This is a genomic window from Micromonospora zamorensis, from assembly GCF_900090275.1.
Taxonomy (GTDB): domain Bacteria; phylum Actinomycetota; class Actinomycetes; order Mycobacteriales; family Micromonosporaceae; genus Micromonospora; species Micromonospora zamorensis.
In genome coordinates this window covers 3,433,575-3,452,187 of sequence record NZ_LT607755.1, presented here as the reverse complement: position 1 = coordinate 3,452,187, position 18,613 = coordinate 3,433,575, and the positions used below count along the sequence as shown (strand labels likewise).

The following is an 18,613-nucleotide window of genomic DNA, read 5'->3' as shown; positions in this document are numbered from 1 at the left end:
GATGCCCCACGCCAACGCCCTGTACGGGCCGCTGGACCCCGCGCCGGACGCCGGCTACGAGGACGCGCCGCCGCGGATGGGGTTCTTCACCGACACCAGCGTGTGCATTGGCTGCAAGGCGTGCGAGGTGGCCTGCAAGGAGTGGAACGGGGTCCCCGAGAGCGGGCTCGACCTGCTGGGCATGTCGTACGACAACACGGGTGCCCTGACCGCGAACTCGTGGCGGCACGTCGCGTTCGTGGAGCAGCCCCGCTCGGCCGGGTGGGCGACTCCGGCGTTCGAGGGGGACCCGGACGGCCCGGCGATCAGCCCTGTGACTGCGGCGGTCGGCGCGGGTACCAGCACCGACACCGGCACGGACCCCGGACTGCCCACCGGCTCGCCCGCAGCGGCCGCCCGCATGTCGGGCGGCCCGGAGTTTCTGGGGATGCCGGGTACGCAGCCGCCGGGGCGTGGCTCGGGTGCGGAGGGGCGTACGGATTTCCGCTGGTTGATGATGTCTGACGTGTGCAAGCACTGCACGCACGCGGCGTGTCTGGATGTCTGTCCGACGGGTTCGTTGTTCCGGACGGAGTTCGGCACCGTGGTGGTGCAGGAGGACATCTGCAACGGCTGCGGTTACTGCATCTCCGCGTGTCCGTACGGCGTCATCGATCAGCGCAAGGACGACGGTCGGGCGTGGAAGTGCACGCTGTGCTACGACCGGTTGGGTGCGGGGATGACGCCGGCGTGTGCGCAGGCGTGTCCGACGGAGTCGATCCAGTACGGGGCTCTGGACGAGTTGCGGGAGCGGGCCGCCACGCGGGTGGCGAAGCTGCACGAGCAGGGAGTGCCGGAGGCCCGCCTGTACGGGCACGACCCGAACGACGGCGTGGGTGGTGACGGGGCGTTCTTCCTGCTGCTCGACGAGCCGGAGGTGTACGGGCTGCCACCGGACCCGATCGTGACCACCCGCGACCTGCCGGCCATGTGGAAGCGCGCCGGCCTGGCGGCGATGACGATGGCGGTCGCCACGGCGGTCGCGTTCCTGGGTAGGCGGCAATGACCGACGAGACACCATCGAACGAGCCGGTCGGCGCCCGGTTCCGCGAGTTCCAGGCCGGCCTCGATCAGCCCGACGGGAAGCGTCACCGGCAGCCCCGCAGACGAGGCGGCGACGGTGAGCAGCTCACGGTGCCGCCGGCCGACTTCGCCTCCTACTACGGCCGGCCGGTCCTGAAGCCGCCGGTGTGGAAGTACGACATCGCCGGCTACCTGTTCACCGGAGGCCTCGCCGCCGGAAGTGCGCTGATCGGCGCGGGCGCCCAACTGACCGGACGACCGGGGCTGCGCAAGGTGGGCCGCTGGACGGCCCTCGGCGGCGTCGCCGCCAGCACGTACCTGCTGGTTCACGACCTCGGCCGGCCGGCCCGGTTCCATCACATGCTCCGGGTGGCCAAGGTGACCTCGCCGATGTCGGTCGGCACCTGGATCCTCGCCGCGTTCGGGCCACTGGCCGGCGTGGCCGCGGTCGCCGAGCTCGCACCCCTGCTCCCGCAGCACGGTGTGCTCGGCCTCGCCCGTCGGATCGCACCGCCCATCGGCAACGTCGCCGGCCTGGCCGCCGCGGCCACCGCGCCGGCGCTGGCGACGTACACCGGTGTGCTGCTCGCCGACACGGCAGTGCCGTCCTGGCACGACGCCTACCCGTCGCTGCCGTTCGTTTTCGCCGGCAGCGCGCTCGCCGCTGCGTCCGGGGTGGGGCTGATCGCGGCACCGGCCGCGGAGACCGCCCCACTGCGACGACTCGCCCTGGCCGCCGCGGCCGTCGAGTTCGGCGGAGGGCACCAGTTGGAGCGGCAGGGCCTCACCAGCGAGCCCTACAAGCACGGCCGCAGCGGCCGGCTGGTCAAGGCGGGACGCGCCCTGCTCGCCGTGGGCACCGTCACCGCCCTGCTCAGCCGACGCAGCCGGGTCCTGTCGGCGATCTCCGGCGCCGCCCTCGTGGCATCGTCGGTCGCCACCCGGTTCGGCGTCTTCGAGGCGGGACGGGTGTCGGCCCGCGATCCGAAGTACACGGTGGTGCCACAACGGGAGCGGCTCAACGAGAACCGGTCGACCACCCAGCTCTGATCGGATCGGCGATACGGAAGGCGCCCCTTTCAAGGGGGCGCCTTCCGTTGTGATGCAAGAGGTCTGGCCACCGCACGTCAGCCCGTGAACAGCTTCGCGGCGGTGATGGCGGTCTGGACGATGCCGTAGCCGAGCAGCGCCGCGACCAGCAGCCACGACAACCAGAGCCGCCCGGTCTGGCTGCCGACGCGCGGCGGCGCGGGCGGTTGACTGTCCCGTCCGAGAGCGACCGGCTCGGTGACGGTCGCCTTCGCCACGGGCGAGGTCGGCCCTCGGTCCGGTTCGTGGAACCGCTCGGGCACGGAACGCACCAGCAGGTTCGCGATGAACCCGATGGCGAGGATGCCGACCATGGTGAACAGCGCGGGCCGGTACGCCGCCGCGGTGAGGGTGCCGGGCTTGCCCTGCGTGTCGAGGATCCCGTTGACGATCAGCGGGCCGGCGACACCTGCGGCCGACCAGGCGGTCAGGATCCGGCCGTGGATGGCCCCGACCTGGAAGGTGCCGAACAGGTCACGCAGGTAGGCGGGCATGGTGGCGAAGCCACCGCCGTAGAAGGAGATGATCGCGGCGGCGATCAGCACGAAGACCGCGGTCGCGGAGTGGCCGGCCACGGCGAGCAGCACGTACAGCACCATGCCGACGCCGAGGTAGATCATGTAGATGGGCTTGCGGCCGATGAGGTCGGACGTCGTCGACCAGACGAACCGCCCAGCCATGTTGAACAGCGACAGCACTCCCACGAAACCGGCTGCGGCCGACACCGAGACAGTGGTGGCGGTCCCGTTGTCCCGGAAGAAGTCCTGGATCATCGGGCTTGCCTGCTCCAGGATGCCGATGCCCGCGGTGACGTTGCAGAACAGGACGATCCACAGCAACCAGAACGACCGGGTACGCACGGCGTTCGACGCCGACACGCTCGCCGTCGTCACCAGAGGTCGGGCGGCCACGGTCGCGGGGTCGAACCCGGCGGGCCGCCAGTCCGGTGCCGGAACCCGGACGTTGAACGGGCCGAACATCATGATCACGAAATACCCGATGCCGAACGTGACGAAGAGCGCCACGAGCGCACTGCCCGACGCCACGGCGGCCGGGTTGTTGGGGTTGTAGCCGGAGTCGTAGAGGGAGAGCAGTTGGCGCGCGAGCGGGCCGGCGACCAGGGCGCCACCGCCGAACCCCATAATGGCCAGACCGGTGGCCAGGCCGGGGCGGTCCGGGAACCACTTGATCAGGGTCGAGACGGGCGAGATGTAGCCGATGCCGAGCCCGATGCCGCCGATGACGCCGTACCCGAGGTAGAGCAGCCACAGCTGCTGGGTCGCGATGCCGAGCGCGCCGACCAGGAACCCGACGGCCCAGAAGCACGCCGAGACGAACATCGCTCGGCGTGGCCCGTTGCGCTCCACCCAACGGCCGCCCACCGCCGCGGACGAACCCAGCATGACGATGGCGATACTGAAGATCGCGCCGATCGCCGTCTGACTGGTGTCGAAGTGCGCGATGAGGGAGTTCTTGTAGACGCTCGTCGCGTAGACCTGGCCGATGCAGACGTGCACCGCCAGTGCCGCGGTCGGGATCAGCCAGCGGCTGTATCCCGGGGGAGCGACAGTGTGCCGGGGATCGAAGACCGACAGCATGGGCATCGTCCACACCTCCTGCGGCTGAGTAGGCCGCGACGTTGCCGAGCTGTCCCGACCCGGCAGTTGGCCGAGCGGCGCCGCCGCAGTGGCGGCCCGGCGCACGTCTGGCGTCAGCCGATTACCGGCTTCACCTCACGTTACGTGTCGGCTGGTTCACGCCACGTCATTACCGAAAAACGCGGCGGGAGGTGGAAACAGAACGGGGGCGGGCCCACCGGCCCGCCCCCGACTGCTGTCGTACCGCTCAGTGGATCGCGGCCTTCGCGGCCGCCTCCTCCTGGACGCGTCGTTCCTCCCCGCTGAGGGTGTGCAGCGGCTTCTCCCTGATGAACAGCACGACGATCAGCGCGAGCAGCGCGAACGGCGCGCCGACCAGGAAGAGATCCGCGGTGGCGATGCCGTACACGTCCTGCACGATGCGCAGCACCGGCTCGGGCAGGGTGGACAGGTCGGGCACCTCGGCGGAGCCACCGCCGGCCGTCGCCGCCGGGCCGAGCCGCTCGGCGGTCAGCGAGGCCACCCGGTTCGCCAGGACCGCGCCGAGGGCACTGACCCCGATGGCGCCGCCCATGCTGCGGAAGAACGTCAGCACGGAGGTGGTGACGCCGAGTTCGTGGGCCGGTACGTCGTTCTGTGCGGCCAGCACGAGGTTCTGCATGAGCATGCCGACGCCGACGCCCAGCACGGCCATGTAGATCGACAGCACGAGGACGCTGGTGTTGGCGTCGATGGTGCCCAGGAGCAGCATCCCGACGCTCATCACCGCGGCGCCGGCCACCAGGTATGCCTTCCACCGGCCGTACTTGGTGATGAGCTGTCCGGCGACCGTCGACGAGACGAGCAGGCCGAAGATCATCGGAAGGCTCATCAGGCCCGCGACGGTGGGTGACTTGCCCAGCGAGATCTGGAAGTACTGGGACAGGAAGACGGTGCCGCCGAACAGCGCGACACCGACCAGCACGCTGGCGATCGTGGCCAGGGAAACCGTGCGGTTGCGGAAGATGCCCAGCGGGACGATCGGCTCCTCGGCGCGAGATTCGACGAGCACGGCCAGCGCCAGCAGGACCAGACCGCCGACGACCATCAGGGCCGTCCAGCCGGAGGCCCACTCGAACTTGTTCCCGGCCAGGGACGACCAGATCAGCAGCGTGGAGACACCAGAGGTGATGAGCAGGGCGCCCAGCCAGTCGATCTTTGCCTTGCGGCGGATGACCGGCAGGTGCAGGGTGCGCTGGAGCAGGGCGATGGAGATGATGCTGAACGGGACGCCGATCAGGAAGCACCACCGCCAGCCCAACCACGACGTGTCGACGAGCAGGCCACCGATCAGCGGACCGGCGATGGTGCCCACACCGAAGACCGCGCCGAAGATGCCGGCGTAGCGGCCCAGCTCACGGGGAGGGATCATCGCCGCCATGACGATCGTGGCCAGCGCCGTCATGCCGCCGGCGCCGATGCCCTGGACGACACGGCTGAGCAGCAGCACCTCGACGTTCGGCGTGAAGCCCGCGATGAGCGAACCCACCACGAACAGGCCCAGCGAGAGTTGGATCAGCAGCTTCTTGCTGTACAGGTCGGCCATCTTGCCCCACAGCGGCACCGTCGCCGTCATGGCGAGCAGTTCGCTGGTGACGATCCACGTGTAGACGGTCTGGCTGCCGTTCAGATCCGCGATGATCCGCGGCAGCGCGTTCGCCACCACCGTGGAGGCGAGGATGGACACGAACATGCCGACCATCAGGCCGGAAAGGGCCTGGAGAACCTCCCGACGCGACATGCGCGTGCCGACCTCGGCGGTGTCGGCGGGCGGGACGGTGGTGGTCATTGACGCTCCCTTGGCGGGTTTGTGGCGGGATGGCTGGCCCCGCAGCTGGTGCGGCGGGGCGGGCAGTGGCGGGTCAGGAGGGGAACGGCGGATCCGGCAGCCCGGCGGCGATAGCGGCGAACGCCTCGTCCACGTAGTCGCGCAGGGGGCGGGTGTCGTCGCCGGCGGACCAGCGCAGCATCGCGGTGTGGAAGGCAGCACTGGTGACAGCGGTGATGAGCGGCGGGAGGCCGTGGTCAGCACCTACGCCGAGGCGGGTGGCGATGACCGAGACCATGGCTCGCTCCGTCGCGATGTTGCCGGACACCAGCCGGGGCAGCAGCGCGGGGTTCTGGGTGATGACCGCCAGCCGCAGCCGCCACAACTCCCGGTCGGCCTGGATCGTGTCGATCGCCTCGTCGAGGGCCAGTCGGACGGCCTGCAACGTCGGCACCTGCGCAGGGGCGGCCGCCAGACGCGCCACGACCGGGTTGCCGTCGAGCGCCGGATCGTCGGTGAGTGCCTCGTCCTTGCAGGTGAAGTAGTTGAAGAAGGTCCGCGAGGACACGTCCGCGGCCTCGCTGATCTCCTCCACCGTCACGTGCTCCAGGCCGCGTTCGGCGACCAGCCGCAGCGCGGCGGCGGTCAGCGCGGCCCGCGTCTGCGCCTTCTTGCGGTCGCGACGCCCGGGCGCGGCTTGGTCGGTGTCGGTCACGCGAGCGAGATTAGGAGCGAACTTGCACAGCCTGCAAGTTTTTAGAGTGTGAAGTGATCTTCCTGACTCGCGATGCTGGCCGGAGCCGGACGGATCGGTCGCTCGGTGCGGGGCACGGCGCCGGTGGTCTCCAGGATGAGCCCGGCGACCAGGTCCGGGTCGTCGCTCATCGGCACGTGCCCGCACCTGGGCAGCGTCACCACCCGTGCCGCCGGCAGGCCCGCCCGGGCGCGCTCGGCCTGGTGGACGCCGAAGATCCGATCGCGGTCGCCCCAGCCGATGGTCACCGGCACCGTCGGGTCGGACAGCCGAAGGCAGTCGAAGCGATAGTCGCGGGCGGCTCGGGCCACGGCGTTGAAGCCGAGCCCACGTCGCAGGGCGAGCGCGTCACCCAGCGCGCGCTCGACGTCCAGCAGGGTCGGGCGGGCCATCAGCGGCGCGAAGCACAACGCCCGCAGGTACGCCGAGCGCAGCGCGACCCGCATGATCGGGGTGGGCAGGTACGAGTTGGCCCGCAGCATCCGGAGGATGGCCAGCGCCCGTCGGCGCTCCGCCGGGGTGAAGAAACCGGCGGGGGAGAAGGCGGTGGCCGAGGCTGCCGCCCCCGTCGCCGCAAGCTCCAGGGCGATCGCCCCACCGAGGCTGTAGCCGGCGACGTGCGGACGCTCCAGCCCCCACTCCGTCAGGACCGGCAGGACCCCGGCCACGGTGGCGGCCATGTCGGCGGGCATGCCGGTGCCCGGCACCGGAGAGTTCCCGAATCCGGGCAGGTCGAGCGCGATCACCTCGTGGTGGGCGGTGAGCCGCTCGAACACCGGCTCCCACGCCTGATGGCGGTGACCGATGCCGTGGATGAGCAGGAGGGGCTCGCCGCTCCCCGCACGTCGGAAATGAATGCTCATGACTGCCCTCCCACCGACGTCCTGCCGAAGGAACGCCCGAGCTGGCGTACCTCGTCTTCCATCTGGCCGACCATGGTCTGGCCACCGAAGCGGGTGATCAACGTGTCCGAGAGGCCGCTCAGCACCACCGGCCGCAGCGCCTGCACCATGGCGAGCGACCGTGGCACGTACACCTTGCGTTTGCGGCGCTCGATGCCGCGGAGCAGGGCCTCGACGCACTGCTCGACCGGGACGACGGTGGACAGCGGCCACGGCAACCGGCGCAGTGTGGCGCGGAACGACGCCAGGTCGTCACGGATGTCGCGGACCAGGTCGGTGTCGATCCAGATCGGATGCGCCGTGCCGACGGTGACGCCGCGTGAGCGGGTCTCCAGGCGCAGCACGTTGGCGAACTGCTCCACACCCGCCTTGGACGCGCAGTAGGCCGCCATCCCGGGCATCGCCGTGAAAGCGGCGGCCGACGAGATGATCAGGACGTGGCCACGGGCGGCGGTGAGGTGCGGCAGCGCCGCGCTGACCGTGCGGATCGCGCCGCAGAGGTTCACCTCGACGGTACGGACCAGCGCGTCGACCGGTCCCACGGCGACGGTGCCGAGGTTCGCGATGCCCGCGTTGGCCACGACAACGTCGATGCCACCGAAGCGGTCGACAGTGGACGCCACCGCTGCGTCCAACGCCGCCTGGTCGGTGACGTCACACTCGTACCAGTGCGCGTCGAGGTCGGCACCGAGCTGCTTGAGCAGCTCGCCCTCCAGACCAACGACGGCGACCTGGGCGCCCCGCGCGACCGCCTCACGGGCCATCTGCGCGCCGATGCCGCGCGCCGCGCCGGTGATGAGCACTGTCCTGCCCGCCAGGTCATACCGCATCGGCGTGCTCCCGTTCCGTGTCGTTGGGGGTGTTTCCGACCGTGGCGACCTGGTAGTCGGCTGGTCGGAACCGGCGCAGCCGCATCCGGAAGCTGGTGGCGAAGCCCGGCCAGATGGTGGTGTTGCGGCCGGTGCTGTCGAGATACCAGCTCTGACAGCCGGTCTCCCACACGGTGCCGGTCATCTTCTGGTCGACCCGTTCGGTCCAGCGCCGTTGCGCGTCACCGGTGGGCTCGATGGCCCCGATGCCCTTGGCCCGCATGTGACGCAGGGCCGCGAGCACCAGGTGCAGCTGTGCCTCGATCATCAGCACCACGGAGGTGTGCCCGAGCCCGGTGTTCGGGCCGAGCAGGAAGAACAGGTTGGGGAAGCCGGCGATGGTCGTGCCCCGGTACGCGTGCATGCTGGGGGTCCACGCATCTGCCAGGCTGCGCCCACCCCGACCGTGGATGCGCCGGACGACGGGGGAGTCGGTGACGTGGAAGCCGGTGCCGAAGATGATCGTGTCCGCCGGGTGGTGGACGTCGTCGTCGGTGACGAGGCCGTCCGGCACGATCCGAGCGATGCCCGCGGTGACCACGTCGACGTTCGGTCGGGTGAGCGACGGCCAGTAGTCGTTGGAGATCAGCACCCGCTTGCAGCCCATCGCGTAGCGAGGGGTGAGCTTGTCCCGCAGGTGCGGGTCGGGGACCTGACGCCGCAGCGTACGCAGGGACAGGCGCGAGGCGAGGCGGTTGACCGCCGGGTGCAGGAAGCCCAGGCCCATGCCCTCGCGTACCAGATAGAGCCCTGCCCGGGTGGCCCGTTGCGCGCCGGGCACGGTGCGGAACGCGGCCTGCTCGACCCCGCTGATCCGGCGCGACAACCTCGGCATGATCCACGCGGGGGTGCGCTGGAAGAGCGTCAGCTTCTCGACCGTCGGCTGGATCTGGGGCACGAACTGGACGGCCGAGGCGCCGGTGCCGATCACCGCGACGCGCCGGCCGGTCAGGTCGTGGTCGTGCCGCCAACGGGCGGAGTGGAACACCGTGCCGGCGAACCCGTCGATCCCGGGCAGGTCCGGGATGGACGGGTCACTGAGCGGGCCGGCGGCACAGATCAGGACGCGGGCGCTGTGGTCGCCGCCGGAGGTGCGCAGCAGCCACCGTTGGCGCTGGTCGTCCCACCTCGCCTCGTGCACCTCGTGGCGCAACCGCAACCTCGGGCCTATTCCGAAGCGGTCGACGCAGCCGCGCAGGTAGTCCCAGATCTCCGGCTGACCGGAGAACGTGTTAGACCAGCGGGGGTTGGGGGCGAAGGAGAACGAGTAGAGGTGCGACGGGACGTCGCAGGCGCAGCCCGGGTAGGTGTTGTCACGCCACGTGCCGCCGACGTCCTCACCCCGGTCGAAGACGAGAAAGTCGGTGAAGCCGGCCCGCTGGAGGCGGATGGCGGCGCCCAGGCCACCGAAGCCGGCGCCGATGATGGCAACGTCTGTCTCCATTCACTCCTCCGTGTGCTCGGGCGCGGAAGTCGGGTCGGCCACGGGCGGCCAGGGCGGATCGCCCACACCGGTGATCCGTACGCCGCCCCACGGGTCGACCTCGGCCAGTCGGGCGGCCCGGACGCGGTCAGCGATGCGCACCTCGACGTCGCGTCGGCCGGAGCGCAGCAGGTGGGCCACCCGTGGCTCGGGCTCGATCCGCCCACCCCAGTGGAAGCGGCCGTCGACCGGCTCCCACCGCCCGCTGAGGTGCACCCGGACCGAGGTGCCCTCGACACCCGCCGGGCCGTGGTAGCTCACGGCACGATCCGCTCGTGGGCGCGGGTGAGCTCGTGCGGCAGGTCGGCGCTGGCCCGTACCCCCTCGATGCCGCTCCACAGCAGAGCGGTCAGGTAGTCGGTGAGAGCGGCCCGACTGATCGGCTGGCCGTGCGTGGTCCACCAGTCGCCGACCGCCTGCACGAAACCCACCAGGCCGTACGCCCACGGCTCGGCGGGACCGGCGTCCAGGCCCAGCGTGCGGAGCCGGTCGCCGATCACCCGGGCGAGCCCGGCGGCCACCTGCCGGCTGGTGCCGGCGATCACCTGGTGGATGCCGGGGTCGCCGGACTGGTGCATCAGGAACCGGTAGAGCCTCGGCTCCGACTCGATCACGCCCAGGTAGGCGTCGATCGTTGCCTCGACCAGGCCACGTTCCTCACGGACCTGTTCGACGGCGGGCGCGATGGCGTCGACCACCCGGGCCGCCACCACTTCGCTGACCGCGACCCAGAGCTGCGACTTGTCGGCGAAGTAGCGGTACAGGACCGGTTTGCTGACGCCTGCCGTGGCGGCCACCTGTTCCATGTCGACGCCCGGCCCGTGCCGCAGCAGCGCCTGCACGGCAGCCCCGACCAGCTCCTGCCGTCGTTGCTCACGATGGTCTGCCCAGCGGTCCCGGCGGCCGTTGCCCTTCGCCTTCGGACCGCCGTCGGGGGGCGTGACCGGCGGGTCGGATGCATTGACATCAGTGAGCGGCAATTGCATGCTACTACTCGTAACAGTTACCGGTCGTCACGTCAATATGGAGGAGCCATGGAGGCGGCGGAAACCGGGCGTGCGGCGGTCGCCGAGCGACTACTCACGTCCTCACTGCGGACCAGCTACGACCCCACAGTCGAAATCGACTGGGACGCCCCGCACACCCCCGGCGCCTACTGGCTCCCGCCGCAGCGCAGCAGCCTCTACGGCACGCCACTGTGGGAGCAGCTCAGCGAGGAGCAGCGCGTCGAGCTCACCAAGCACGAGGTGGCCAGCGCGGCCAGCGCCGGGCTGTGGTTCGAGACGATCCTCATGCAGATGCTGATCCGGGAGTACTACCGCGCCGACCCGACCAGTCGGCAGGCCCAGTACGCGTTGACCGAGGTCGCCGACGAGTGCCGGCACTCCATCATGTTCGGCCGGCTGATCGAGGCGATGGGTTGTCCGGTCTACCGCGCGAGCACCGTCGACCACCACCTCGGGCGCTTCCTCAAGGCCACCGCCAGCGGCCCCCGGATGTACGCCGCGATCCTCATCGCGGAGGAGATCCTCGACGCGTTCCAGCGCGAGATCATGGCGGACGAGTCGCTCCAGCCGCTCATCCGGATGGTCTCCCGCATCCACGTGGTCGAGGAGGCGCGACACGTCCGGTTCGCCCGTGAGGAACTGGCCGCCGCCGTCGAGGGCACCGGCCCGGCGGGCATGGCGTACGCCCGGCTGTTGGTTGGTCGCGCCGCCTACACGATCGCCAACCGCCTGGTCCATCCCGACGCGTACGCGGCGGTGGGCATCCCACCGGCGGTCGGTCGTGCCGCTGCCCGCGCCAACCCGCACTGGCGTGCCACCCTGCGCTGGTCGGCGGAGCGGGTGCACGCCAACCTGGCGGGCGTCGGCCTGGTGGCCGGGCCGGGGCGTCTGCTGTGGGCCCGGGCCGGGCTGATCTGACCCGTCACCGCCCGGTGGAGCGGCAGGGGCGTTCGTGCCGTCAGGCCCGTTCGACCCGCGCCTGCTGGTGGTCGGTCAGCCGGAGCCCCACCCCTCGAACGACGTCGATGGTGGTCCCGGTGCCGAGGTCGTGCAGCTTGCGGCGCAGCCGCTTCACGAGTGACTGCACGTCCGCCTTGCGTTCGCGCCCCTCGTCACCCCAGACCGACCGGTGCAACTCCGCGTAGCTCCAGACCCGGGCCGGCTCGGTGATCAGGCAGGTCAACAGGTCGTGTTCCAGGCGGGTGAGATCGATTTCGCGATCGCCGCAGCGGGCGCTGGAGCGGGACGAGTCCAACACCAGGGCGGCGACCGGCGGCGGCTCGGACGCGGCGGCGGCCACCTGCTGCGGGGCGGCGATCAGGCGGCGTAGCTCGTCGAGGTCGGCCACCAGCAGCAGTGGCGCGATGCCGTCGAGGCGCTCCGCGAGCCGGATGCGCTCGGCCGGCGACGAGGTCACCGCGATCAGCAGCGGGAACGGCTCGTCGGCCGGATCACCCCTGTTCAACGTTGCCTCGTCGTCCTCGGCCACAGCACCGCCCGGGATCGATGGGCATCCCTGCCCAACTCTCGTCATGGTCCTGACAATGATTGGCAAGCGCGCCGCCAGCAGGGCAACTCTTAGCGACAAGTTGCTCACGGCAAGTTCTTGATCGTCCTTTCTTCTCGATCATAGTGTCCACTCGGGCAACCGGCGTGACCCGCGCGGTGCATGGGGGAGGTCCACCATGGCCCATTTTCACCCTGGGTCGTTCTGAGGGAGGCAGCACCGATGTTCAGACGTCCACAATGGCGGCGCGCAGCCAGATCACTGGTGAGCGCCGGGGCGGCGACGATCCTCGCCGCGACATGCTTGGCCACCATGGGCTCGGGCGCGCAGGCCGCGCCGGGCGGCGGGATGGGGGCGGGCGCCCCGACCGGCGACAAGATTCGACCGGAGCTCGCCAGGCAGCTCCAGGCCAAGAGTGAAGGGGACTTCTGGATCCGGTTCAAGGACCGGGCGGACCTCAGCAAGGCCAGCGCCATCAAGGACTGGTCGAAGCGTGGCACCGCTGTTGCGGACGCTCTGCGCAAGACCGCCGCGGCGAGCCAGGGCAAGATTCGGGCCGACCTCGACAGCTCGGGCGCGAAGTACCAGACCTTCTGGGCCACCAATGCGATCAAGGTGAGCAGCGGCTCGCTCGCGATGGTGCAGAGGTTCGCCGGCCACTCGGAGGTCGAGGGCCTCTACGCCCCGGTTGCCTACAAGGTGCCCGAGACCACCAAGGGCACCGACGAGAAGACCGTGAACGCCCTCGAGTGGGGCGTCGCCAACATCAACGCCGACGACGTCTGGTCCCAGTACGGCGTCAGGGGCGAGGGCATCACCATCGCGAGCATCGACAGCGGTGTCCAGTTCGACCACCCGGCGCTGGTGAACTCCTACCGCGGCAACAACGGCGACGGGACGTTCGACCACAACTACAACTGGTTCGACGCCGCCGGCACCTGCGCGACCGCCCCCTGCGACGACGACGGCCACGGTACGCACACGATGGGCACCATGGCCGGCTCCGACGGCGCGAACCAGATCGGTGTCGCCCCCGGGGTCAGGTGGATCTCGGCGAACGGTTGCTGCCCCAGCGACGCCGCTCTGATCGAATCCGGTCAGTGGATGCTCGAACCACTGGACCTCAACGGCCAGAACGCGGACGCGAGCAAGCGACCGAACGTCATCAACAACTCGTGGGGCACCCGGGACCCGTCCAACGAGCCCTTCATGGAGGACGTGACCAACGCCTGGACCGCGTCCGGGATCTTCGGTGTCTGGTCCAACGGCAACAGCGGACCGGCATGCCAGACCAGCGGCTCGCCGGGCAGCCTCGCCAGCAACTACTCGACCGGCGCGTACGACGTCAACAACAACATCGCCGGCTTCTCCGCCCGGGGCACCGGGCAGAACGGCGAGATCAAGCCCAACATCTCGGCCCCCGGCGTGAACGTCCGGTCGAGCATTCCCGGCAACTCCTACGGCAGCATCAGCGGCACCTCGATGGCCGCGCCGCACCTCGCGGGCGCGATCGCGCTGCTGTACTCGGCGGCCCCGTCGCTCATCGGTGACGTCGACGCGACCCGTGCGCTGCTCAACGGCGCGGCCGTCGACAAGGCCGACGACCAGTGCGGTGGCACCGCGGCCGACAACAACGTCTACGGAGAGGGCCGGCTCGACGCACTCGCGTTGCTCAACGCCGCTCCGACCGGCGACATCGGCACCCTGGCCGGCACGGTCACCGACGCGGCCACCGGCGCCCCGATCGCCGGCGCGAACCTCACCCTCACCGGCCCGAGCGCCCGTGAGCTGACCACCGGAGCGGACGGCAAGTTCTCGACCCAGCTGCCCATCGGTGACTACCAGGTCGCCGTGGCGGCCTTCGGCTACGCCAGCACCACGAAGCCGGCGACGGTCACCAAGGGCGCGACCACGACGCTCACCGTCGCGTTGACGCCGGTGCCGAGTGTCAACGTCACCGGCGCGGTCACCGACGGCTCCGGCCACGGTTGGCCGTTGTACGCGAAGGTGACCGTCACGGGCGTGTCCGGCGTCTACGACTACACCACCCCGTCGAACGGCCGTTACAGCATCTCGCTGCCGGCCGGGCAGACGTACACCCTGAAGTACGAGTCGCAGTACCCGGGCTACCAGACCGTCACCAAGGAGGTCGTGGTCGGTTCCGGCAACGTCACCGCCAACGTCGCCGTGCCGGTGGACACCACCACCTGCACCACCGCCCCCGGATACACCTTCGGCTCGGACGGTGAGTACGAGACCTTCGACGGCACGACCACACCGGCTGGCTGGACCGTCGTGGACAACGCGGGCAGCGGTCAGGTCTGGAAGTTCACCGACGACGGCGATCGGGGCAACCTGACCGGCGGCACCGGCAACTTCGCGATGATCGACAGCGACGCGTACGGCGCGGGCAGCAGCCAGGACACCTCGCTGGTCAGCCCGGTGGTCGACCTGACCGGTGTGACGGCCCCGGTCGTCCGCTTCAACCAGGACTTCAACCAGCTGGCCGACGACACCGCCGACGTCGATCTGAGCGTCGACGGTGGCACCACCTGGACCAACCTGCTCCGGCAGGAGACCGACGTCCGGGGCCCGAAGGTGACCGAGATCCCGATCCCGCAGGCGGCCGGCCAGGCGCAGGTGCAGGTGCGGTTCCGCTACTACGACGCCTCGTACGAGTGGTGGTGGGAGGTCGACAACGTGCTGATCGGCAGCCAGGTCACCTGCGTGCCGGTCGACGGCGGTCTGGTCGTCGGTAACGTCCGCGACAAGAACGACAACAGCTACGTCAACGGCGCTACCGTCACCAGCAAGGACCGCCCCGCCGAGAAGGCCGTCACCGTGGCGACCCCGGACGACCCGGGGCTGGCCGATGGCTTCTACTGGATCTACTCGACGGTGACCGGCACGCACCCGTTCACCGCCAGCGCCGGCAACTACGTCAGCCAGACCAAGCAGGTCGACGTCGAGGCCGACTGGGCGACCGTGGCGAACTTCCAGCTCGCGGCCGGTCGACTGTCGGTGACGCCGACGCAGTTGAGCGCGACGCTCCAGATGCCCAACGGCAAGGCCAGCAAGACGTTCACGGTGACCAACACCGGCGGCGCGCCGGTCGAGGTGAAGTTCAGCGAGCGCGACAACGGGTTCGAACTCCTCCGCGCGGACGGGTCCACTGTCACCAGGCAACAGGTGCTCGGGGCCAGTGGCGCGCCGGAGCAGCGACTCAACGCCCCGACGTCGTTCGCCGCCAAGGCGTCCGGCAAGTTCGCCAAGGCCGCCGTCGCCGGGGTCGGCCCGAACGCGGCACCGTGGACCGACATCGCCAACTACCCGTCCGCGATCATGGACAACCGGGTGGTGCACCTGGACGGCAAGGTGTACTCGCTCGGTGGTGGCGACGGTAGCGCCTCCACCGCGAAGGCCTACGCCTACGACCCGGCCGCCCAGGCCTGGACGGCGATCGCCGACCTTCCGGGTGCCCGCAACGCCCTGACCGTGGGTGTCGCGGACGGGAAGATCATCGCTACCGGTGGCTGGGGCGACGCCGGCCCGGACTCCGCCACCTGGTCGTACGACCCGGCGGCCAACACCTGGACGGAGCTGGCCGACAACCCGGCGCCACGGGCCGCGGCCGGTCAGGCCGTGGTCGACGGCAAGCTGTACGCCGTCGGTGGCTGCACCACCGCGGAGTGCCTGCCGATGTCGAACAGCGTCGTCCGGTACGACCCGGCCGGGAACACGTGGGAGACGATGGCCAACTACCCGAAGTCGGTGGCCTTCGCCTCCTGCGGCGGGATCGACGGCATCCTCTACTGCACCGGCGGCAACGACGGTTCCGCCTCGCAGAAGTCCAGCTACGCCTTCGACCCGGGTGCCAACACCTGGACGGCGATCGCCGACGCGCCGGCCGACAACTGGGCCAGCTCGTACGCCGTCGCCAACGGCAAGCTGCTCGTCGTCGGTGGCTCGCAGGGTGGGGCCATCAGCAACGCCGGCTTCGCCTTCGACCCGGCCGCCGGCTCGTGGTCCAACCTGCCGAACGCCAACACGGCCCGCTACCGCGGTGGTGCGGCGTGCGGCTTCTACAAGATCGGCGGTTCGTCCGGCAGCTTCAACGCGGCCGCCAACAGCGAGGTGCTCCCGGGCTTCGAGGGGTGCGCCGAGTCGGCGGCCGACGTCAGCTGGATGACCATCGACAAGTCGTCGGCCACCCTCGCGCCGGGCGCGAAGGTCACTGTCACCGTCGGAATGACGGCGAACGTGGACCAGCCGGGCACCTACTCCGGCTCGGTCGGGATCTCGGAGAACACCCCGTACTCGGTGGCACCGGTCGCGGTGACCATGACCGCGAACCCCCCGAAGACCTGGGGCAAGCTCATGGGTACGGTCACCGGCACCAGCTGCCAGGGTGCGACCTCGCCGCTCACCGGCGCGGTCGTCCAGGTCGACTCGTGGGCGGCGTCGTACACCTTCGCCACCGATGCCGAGGGCAGGTACGCCTACTGGATGGACCGCCGCAACAACCCGCTCACCATGATCGTCGCCAAGGACGGCTGGAAGCCCCAGACCCGTCAGACGAAGATCGCCACCGCCGCTCCGACGGTGGAGAACTTCGGGTTGGCGCCCATCAAGTGCTGACGTCTGAGCGGTAGCGCACACCTCCGGCCCGCCTGGTCACCGACCAGGCGGGCCGGACCGCGTCCCGAGGGTCGTCGCGGGCCGACACACCGCTCGCCTGTCGTCGGCAAACTGATTGGTCCTCGCGCGCTGAAGTGCGAAGATCCGCCGATGTCCCACAACACACGGCAGCGTCGGCTGGCCGCCCAGCGCGCCTGCGACCGAATCCTGTCCGGCAGCCGGCCCGCGACCATGCGTGAGCGGCTCGCCGACCTGGCCGCGGGCGGCGACCTGGATGGCCAGCCCGACTTCTACGGTGACGGCCCGGTCACCATGCTGGAGGAACGCGTGGCGGAGCTGTTGGGCACCGAGGCCGCCGTCTTCTTCCCGACCGGCACGATGGCACAGCAGGTCGCGCTGCGCTACGGCGCCGAGCACAGCGGGCACCCGACTGTGGCTCTCCACCCGCTCGGCCACCTGGAGGTGCACGAACGGCATGCCTACGCCAACCTGAGCGGGCTGCGCAGCACCTGGCCGACCACCGAACCCCGAAACCCCACCGCGGCGGAGATCAGCGCGCTCGCCGATCCCGTGAGCAGCGTCGTCATCGAACTCCCGCTGCGCGACGCCGGCTTCGTCCTCCCCACCTGGGACGAACTCGCCGCCGCGTCCGCCGCTGCGCACTCCATCGGCGCCCGCCTCCACCTCGACGGCGCCCGACTGTGGGAATCCACCCCCTATCTGGCGCACACCCTCAGCGAGATCGCCGACCTCGCCGACAGCACCTACGTCTCGTTCTACAAGACGATCGGCGGTCTCAGCGGCGCGGCGCTCGCGGGCACCGAGCAGCTCGCCTCCTACGCCCGCGTCTGGCGGCACCGCTACGGCGGTCAGGTGTTCCAGCAGTGGCCGGCCGCGCTGAGCGCGCTCGCCGGTCTCGACCGGGAGTTGCCCCGCATCCCCGAGTACGTGCGACACGCACGGACCGTCGCCACGGCGCTCGCCGCCCTGCCCGGCGCGTTGGTGTATCCGGAGCCCCCGCACACCCAGAGATTCCGCCTGTTCCTGCCGCATCCGGCGCAGGCGCTCGATGACGCCGCGCTGGCGCTCGCGGAGGACGAGAAGGTGTGGTTCGCCGCCGGCTGGCAGGAGACGGACGTGCCCGGCATGGCGATGACCGAGATCACCGTCGCCGATCCCGCTCTCGACTGGACCACCGAGGACGTCACCGAGATCGGCGCACGCTTCCTCAGCCGCGTCCAGGACCGCTGATCCTCCCGCCGGTGAACGAGGGGCCTGCAGGCCGCCGACGTCCTAGATCGGGGCGAGGCGGAAGCCGACCCCGCGTACCGAGTGGATCGTCGTCGCGGCGTTGAGTCGCGCGAGCTTGCCGCGCACCCGGCGGACCACCGAGTGCATGTCGGAGTTGCGGCCGAGGTGCCGGTTGCCCCAGACCTCGAGGTGCAGACGCTCGTAGGTCCAGATCTGCCCGGGCGCGTGCACCAGGCAGAGCAGGACGTCGTGCTCCAACCGGGTCAGGTCGATCTCCTGGTCGCGCCACCGCAGCACCCGGCGGTCGGAGTCGACGGCCAGATCCGGTGGCGGCAACTGCGGGCTCGGCGCCACCTCGGCGAGCACGGCGACGGCCTGCGGGGCCGCGACCGGAGGTGCCTCGATCACCCCGAGGAACTCTCGGGCCTGGTCGACGTTCGAGACGATCAGAAAGGCGTCACTGCCGCCGAGCAGCCGAGCCAGGTGTCGGCGTTCGGCCGGCGAGGACGCGATGCCGATGACCAGGCTGGCGACTGGAATTTCCTGCATTCCCCAACCCCTTCCGGTTCCCCAACTCACTCCGGATGGATGTCCTGCACCGTCGACCAGACATCGATCAGCGTCCTGACCCTAGTGGTGGCTGATC

The 18,613-nt window shown here is 70.4% G+C and carries 15 protein-coding genes; 5 read left to right on the top strand and 10 right to left on the bottom strand.

All coding sequences use genetic code 11. The features are described 5' to 3' along the window. Position 1 precedes the first annotated feature (1 nt). Positions 2 to 1,045 carry a 4Fe-4S dicluster domain-containing protein gene (locus GA0070619_RS15160; protein ID WP_088948667.1) on the top strand — a complete coding sequence of 348 codons (1,044 nt, stop codon included), beginning with the start codon at positions 2 to 4 and terminating at the stop codon, positions 1,043 to 1,045. Then, positions 1,042 to 2,112 (top strand): NrfD/PsrC family molybdoenzyme membrane anchor subunit, encoded by a 1,071-nt coding sequence (nrfD, locus tag GA0070619_RS15155; RefSeq protein WP_088948666.1) that lies wholly within the window; start codon positions 1,042 to 1,044, stop codon positions 2,110 to 2,112. The genes GA0070619_RS15160 and nrfD overlap by 4 nt, the downstream gene beginning before the upstream one ends. A 77-nt stretch (positions 2,113 to 2,189) precedes the next feature. On the opposite strand, the gene GA0070619_RS15150 is transcribed toward nrfD, so the two are convergent. The 8 genes from GA0070619_RS15150 to GA0070619_RS15115 all read right to left on the bottom strand — a co-directional run bounded on the left by GA0070619_RS15150 (position 2,190) and on the right by GA0070619_RS15115 (position 10,550). Then, positions 2,190 to 3,749, bottom strand: a complete 1,560-nt coding sequence (locus GA0070619_RS15150; RefSeq protein ID WP_088948665.1) for an OFA family MFS transporter — start codon at positions 3,747 to 3,749, stop codon at positions 2,190 to 2,192. 247 nt (positions 3,750 to 3,996) lie between these two features. Further along, a complete protein-coding gene (locus GA0070619_RS15145; RefSeq protein WP_088948664.1) occupies positions 3,997 to 5,577 on the bottom strand; it encodes an MDR family MFS transporter in 1,581 nt (526 codons plus the stop codon). A 73-nt stretch (positions 5,578 to 5,650) separates the two neighbouring features. After that, positions 5,651 to 6,271 carry an acyl-CoA-like ligand-binding transcription factor gene (locus GA0070619_RS15140; protein WP_088948663.1) on the bottom strand — a complete coding sequence of 207 codons (621 nt, stop codon included), beginning with the start codon at positions 6,269 to 6,271 and terminating at the stop codon, positions 5,651 to 5,653. A 41-nt stretch (positions 6,272 to 6,312) separates the two neighbouring features. Further along, positions 6,313 to 7,173: an alpha/beta fold hydrolase gene (locus GA0070619_RS15135; protein ID WP_088948662.1), complete on the bottom strand. Its 861-nt coding sequence runs from the start codon at positions 7,171 to 7,173 to the stop codon at positions 6,313 to 6,315. Further along, positions 7,170 to 8,042, bottom strand: coding sequence for an SDR family oxidoreductase (locus GA0070619_RS15130; RefSeq protein WP_088948661.1), 873 nt, complete (start codon positions 8,040 to 8,042; stop codon positions 7,170 to 7,172). Before GA0070619_RS15130 ends, GA0070619_RS15135 begins: the two co-directional genes overlap by 4 nt. Beyond that, the gene (locus GA0070619_RS15125) at positions 8,032 to 9,525 is read right to left on the bottom strand and encodes a flavin-containing monooxygenase (protein ID WP_088948660.1); all 1,494 of its coding nucleotides are present in this window, start codon (positions 9,523 to 9,525) and stop codon (positions 8,032 to 8,034) included. The genes GA0070619_RS15130 and GA0070619_RS15125 overlap by 11 nt, the downstream gene beginning before the upstream one ends. After that, positions 9,526 to 9,825 carry a DUF4873 domain-containing protein gene (locus GA0070619_RS15120; RefSeq protein WP_088948659.1) on the bottom strand — a complete coding sequence of 100 codons (300 nt, stop codon included), beginning with the start codon at positions 9,823 to 9,825 and terminating at the stop codon, positions 9,526 to 9,528. Beyond that, complete coding sequence (locus GA0070619_RS15115) at positions 9,822 to 10,550, bottom strand: TetR family transcriptional regulator (protein ID WP_088948658.1); 729 nt, start codon at positions 10,548 to 10,550, stop codon at positions 9,822 to 9,824. The genes GA0070619_RS15120 and GA0070619_RS15115 overlap by 4 nt, the downstream gene beginning before the upstream one ends. A 48-nt stretch (positions 10,551 to 10,598) precedes the next feature. Between GA0070619_RS15115 and GA0070619_RS15110 the strand changes: the two genes are divergently transcribed. Then, a complete protein-coding gene (locus GA0070619_RS15110) occupies positions 10,599 to 11,489 on the top strand; it encodes an AurF N-oxygenase family protein (protein WP_088948657.1) in 891 nt (296 codons plus the stop codon). Between the two features lie 40 nt (positions 11,490 to 11,529). Here the strand turns inward: GA0070619_RS15110 and GA0070619_RS15105 are convergent, their stop codons facing one another. Continuing rightward, positions 11,530 to 12,105, bottom strand: a complete 576-nt coding sequence (locus GA0070619_RS15105) for a winged helix-turn-helix domain-containing protein (RefSeq protein WP_088948656.1) — start codon at positions 12,103 to 12,105, stop codon at positions 11,530 to 11,532. A gap of 285 nt (positions 12,106 to 12,390) precedes the next feature. Here GA0070619_RS15105 and GA0070619_RS15100 point away from each other — a divergent pair, with 285 nt between their 5' ends. Together GA0070619_RS15100 and GA0070619_RS15095 are read left to right on the top strand one after the other, a co-directional pair. After that, positions 12,391 to 16,716 carry a S8 family serine peptidase gene (locus GA0070619_RS15100; protein ID WP_231927428.1) on the top strand — a complete coding sequence of 1,442 codons (4,326 nt, stop codon included), beginning with the start codon at positions 12,391 to 12,393 and terminating at the stop codon, positions 16,714 to 16,716. A 150-nt stretch (positions 16,717 to 16,866) separates the two neighbouring features. Beyond that, complete coding sequence (locus tag GA0070619_RS15095) at positions 16,867 to 17,967, top strand: threonine aldolase family protein (protein WP_088948654.1); 1,101 nt, start codon at positions 16,867 to 16,869, stop codon at positions 17,965 to 17,967. 42 nt (positions 17,968 to 18,009) lie between these two features. On the opposite strand, the gene GA0070619_RS15090 is transcribed toward GA0070619_RS15095, so the two are convergent. Next, a complete protein-coding gene (locus tag GA0070619_RS15090; protein ID WP_088948653.1) occupies positions 18,010 to 18,516 on the bottom strand; it encodes a winged helix-turn-helix domain-containing protein in 507 nt (168 codons plus the stop codon). Positions 18,517 to 18,613: the final 97 nt, after the last annotated feature.

Bases quoted from the DNA above. Each gene is read 5' to 3' on its own strand.
- GA0070619_RS15105 (WP_088948656.1), bottom strand. From the start codon at position 12,105: ATGACGAGAGTTGGGCAGGGATGCCCATCGATCCCGGGCGGTGCTGTG.
- GA0070619_RS15115 (WP_088948658.1), bottom strand. From the start codon at position 10,550: ATGCAATTGCCGCTCACTGATGTCAATGCATCCGACCCGCCGGTCACG.
- GA0070619_RS15090 (WP_088948653.1), bottom strand. From the start codon at position 18,516: ATGCAGGAAATTCCAGTCGCCAGCCTGGTCATCGGCATCGCGTCCTCG.
- GA0070619_RS15100 (WP_231927428.1), top strand. From the start codon at position 12,391: ATGGGCTCGGGCGCGCAGGCCGCGCCGGGCGGCGGGATGGGGGCGGGC.
- GA0070619_RS15125 (WP_088948660.1), bottom strand. From the start codon at position 9,525: ATGGAGACAGACGTTGCCATCATCGGCGCCGGCTTCGGTGGCCTGGGC.
- GA0070619_RS15110 (WP_088948657.1), top strand. From the start codon at position 10,599: ATGGAGGCGGCGGAAACCGGGCGTGCGGCGGTCGCCGAGCGACTACTC.
- GA0070619_RS15145 (WP_088948664.1), bottom strand. From the start codon at position 5,577: ATGACCACCACCGTCCCGCCCGCCGACACCGCCGAGGTCGGCACGCGC.
- GA0070619_RS15135 (WP_088948662.1), bottom strand. From the start codon at position 7,173: ATGAGCATTCATTTCCGACGTGCGGGGAGCGGCGAGCCCCTCCTGCTC.
- GA0070619_RS15150 (WP_088948665.1), bottom strand. From the start codon at position 3,749: ATGCTGTCGGTCTTCGATCCCCGGCACACTGTCGCTCCCCCGGGATAC.
- GA0070619_RS15130 (WP_088948661.1), bottom strand. From the start codon at position 8,042: ATGCGGTATGACCTGGCGGGCAGGACAGTGCTCATCACCGGCGCGGCG.
- GA0070619_RS15095 (WP_088948654.1), top strand. From the start codon at position 16,867: ATGTCCCACAACACACGGCAGCGTCGGCTGGCCGCCCAGCGCGCCTGC.
- GA0070619_RS15160 (WP_088948667.1), top strand. From the start codon at position 2: ATGCCCCACGCCAACGCCCTGTACGGGCCGCTGGACCCCGCGCCGGAC.
- nrfD (WP_088948666.1), top strand. From the start codon at position 1,042: ATGACCGACGAGACACCATCGAACGAGCCGGTCGGCGCCCGGTTCCGC.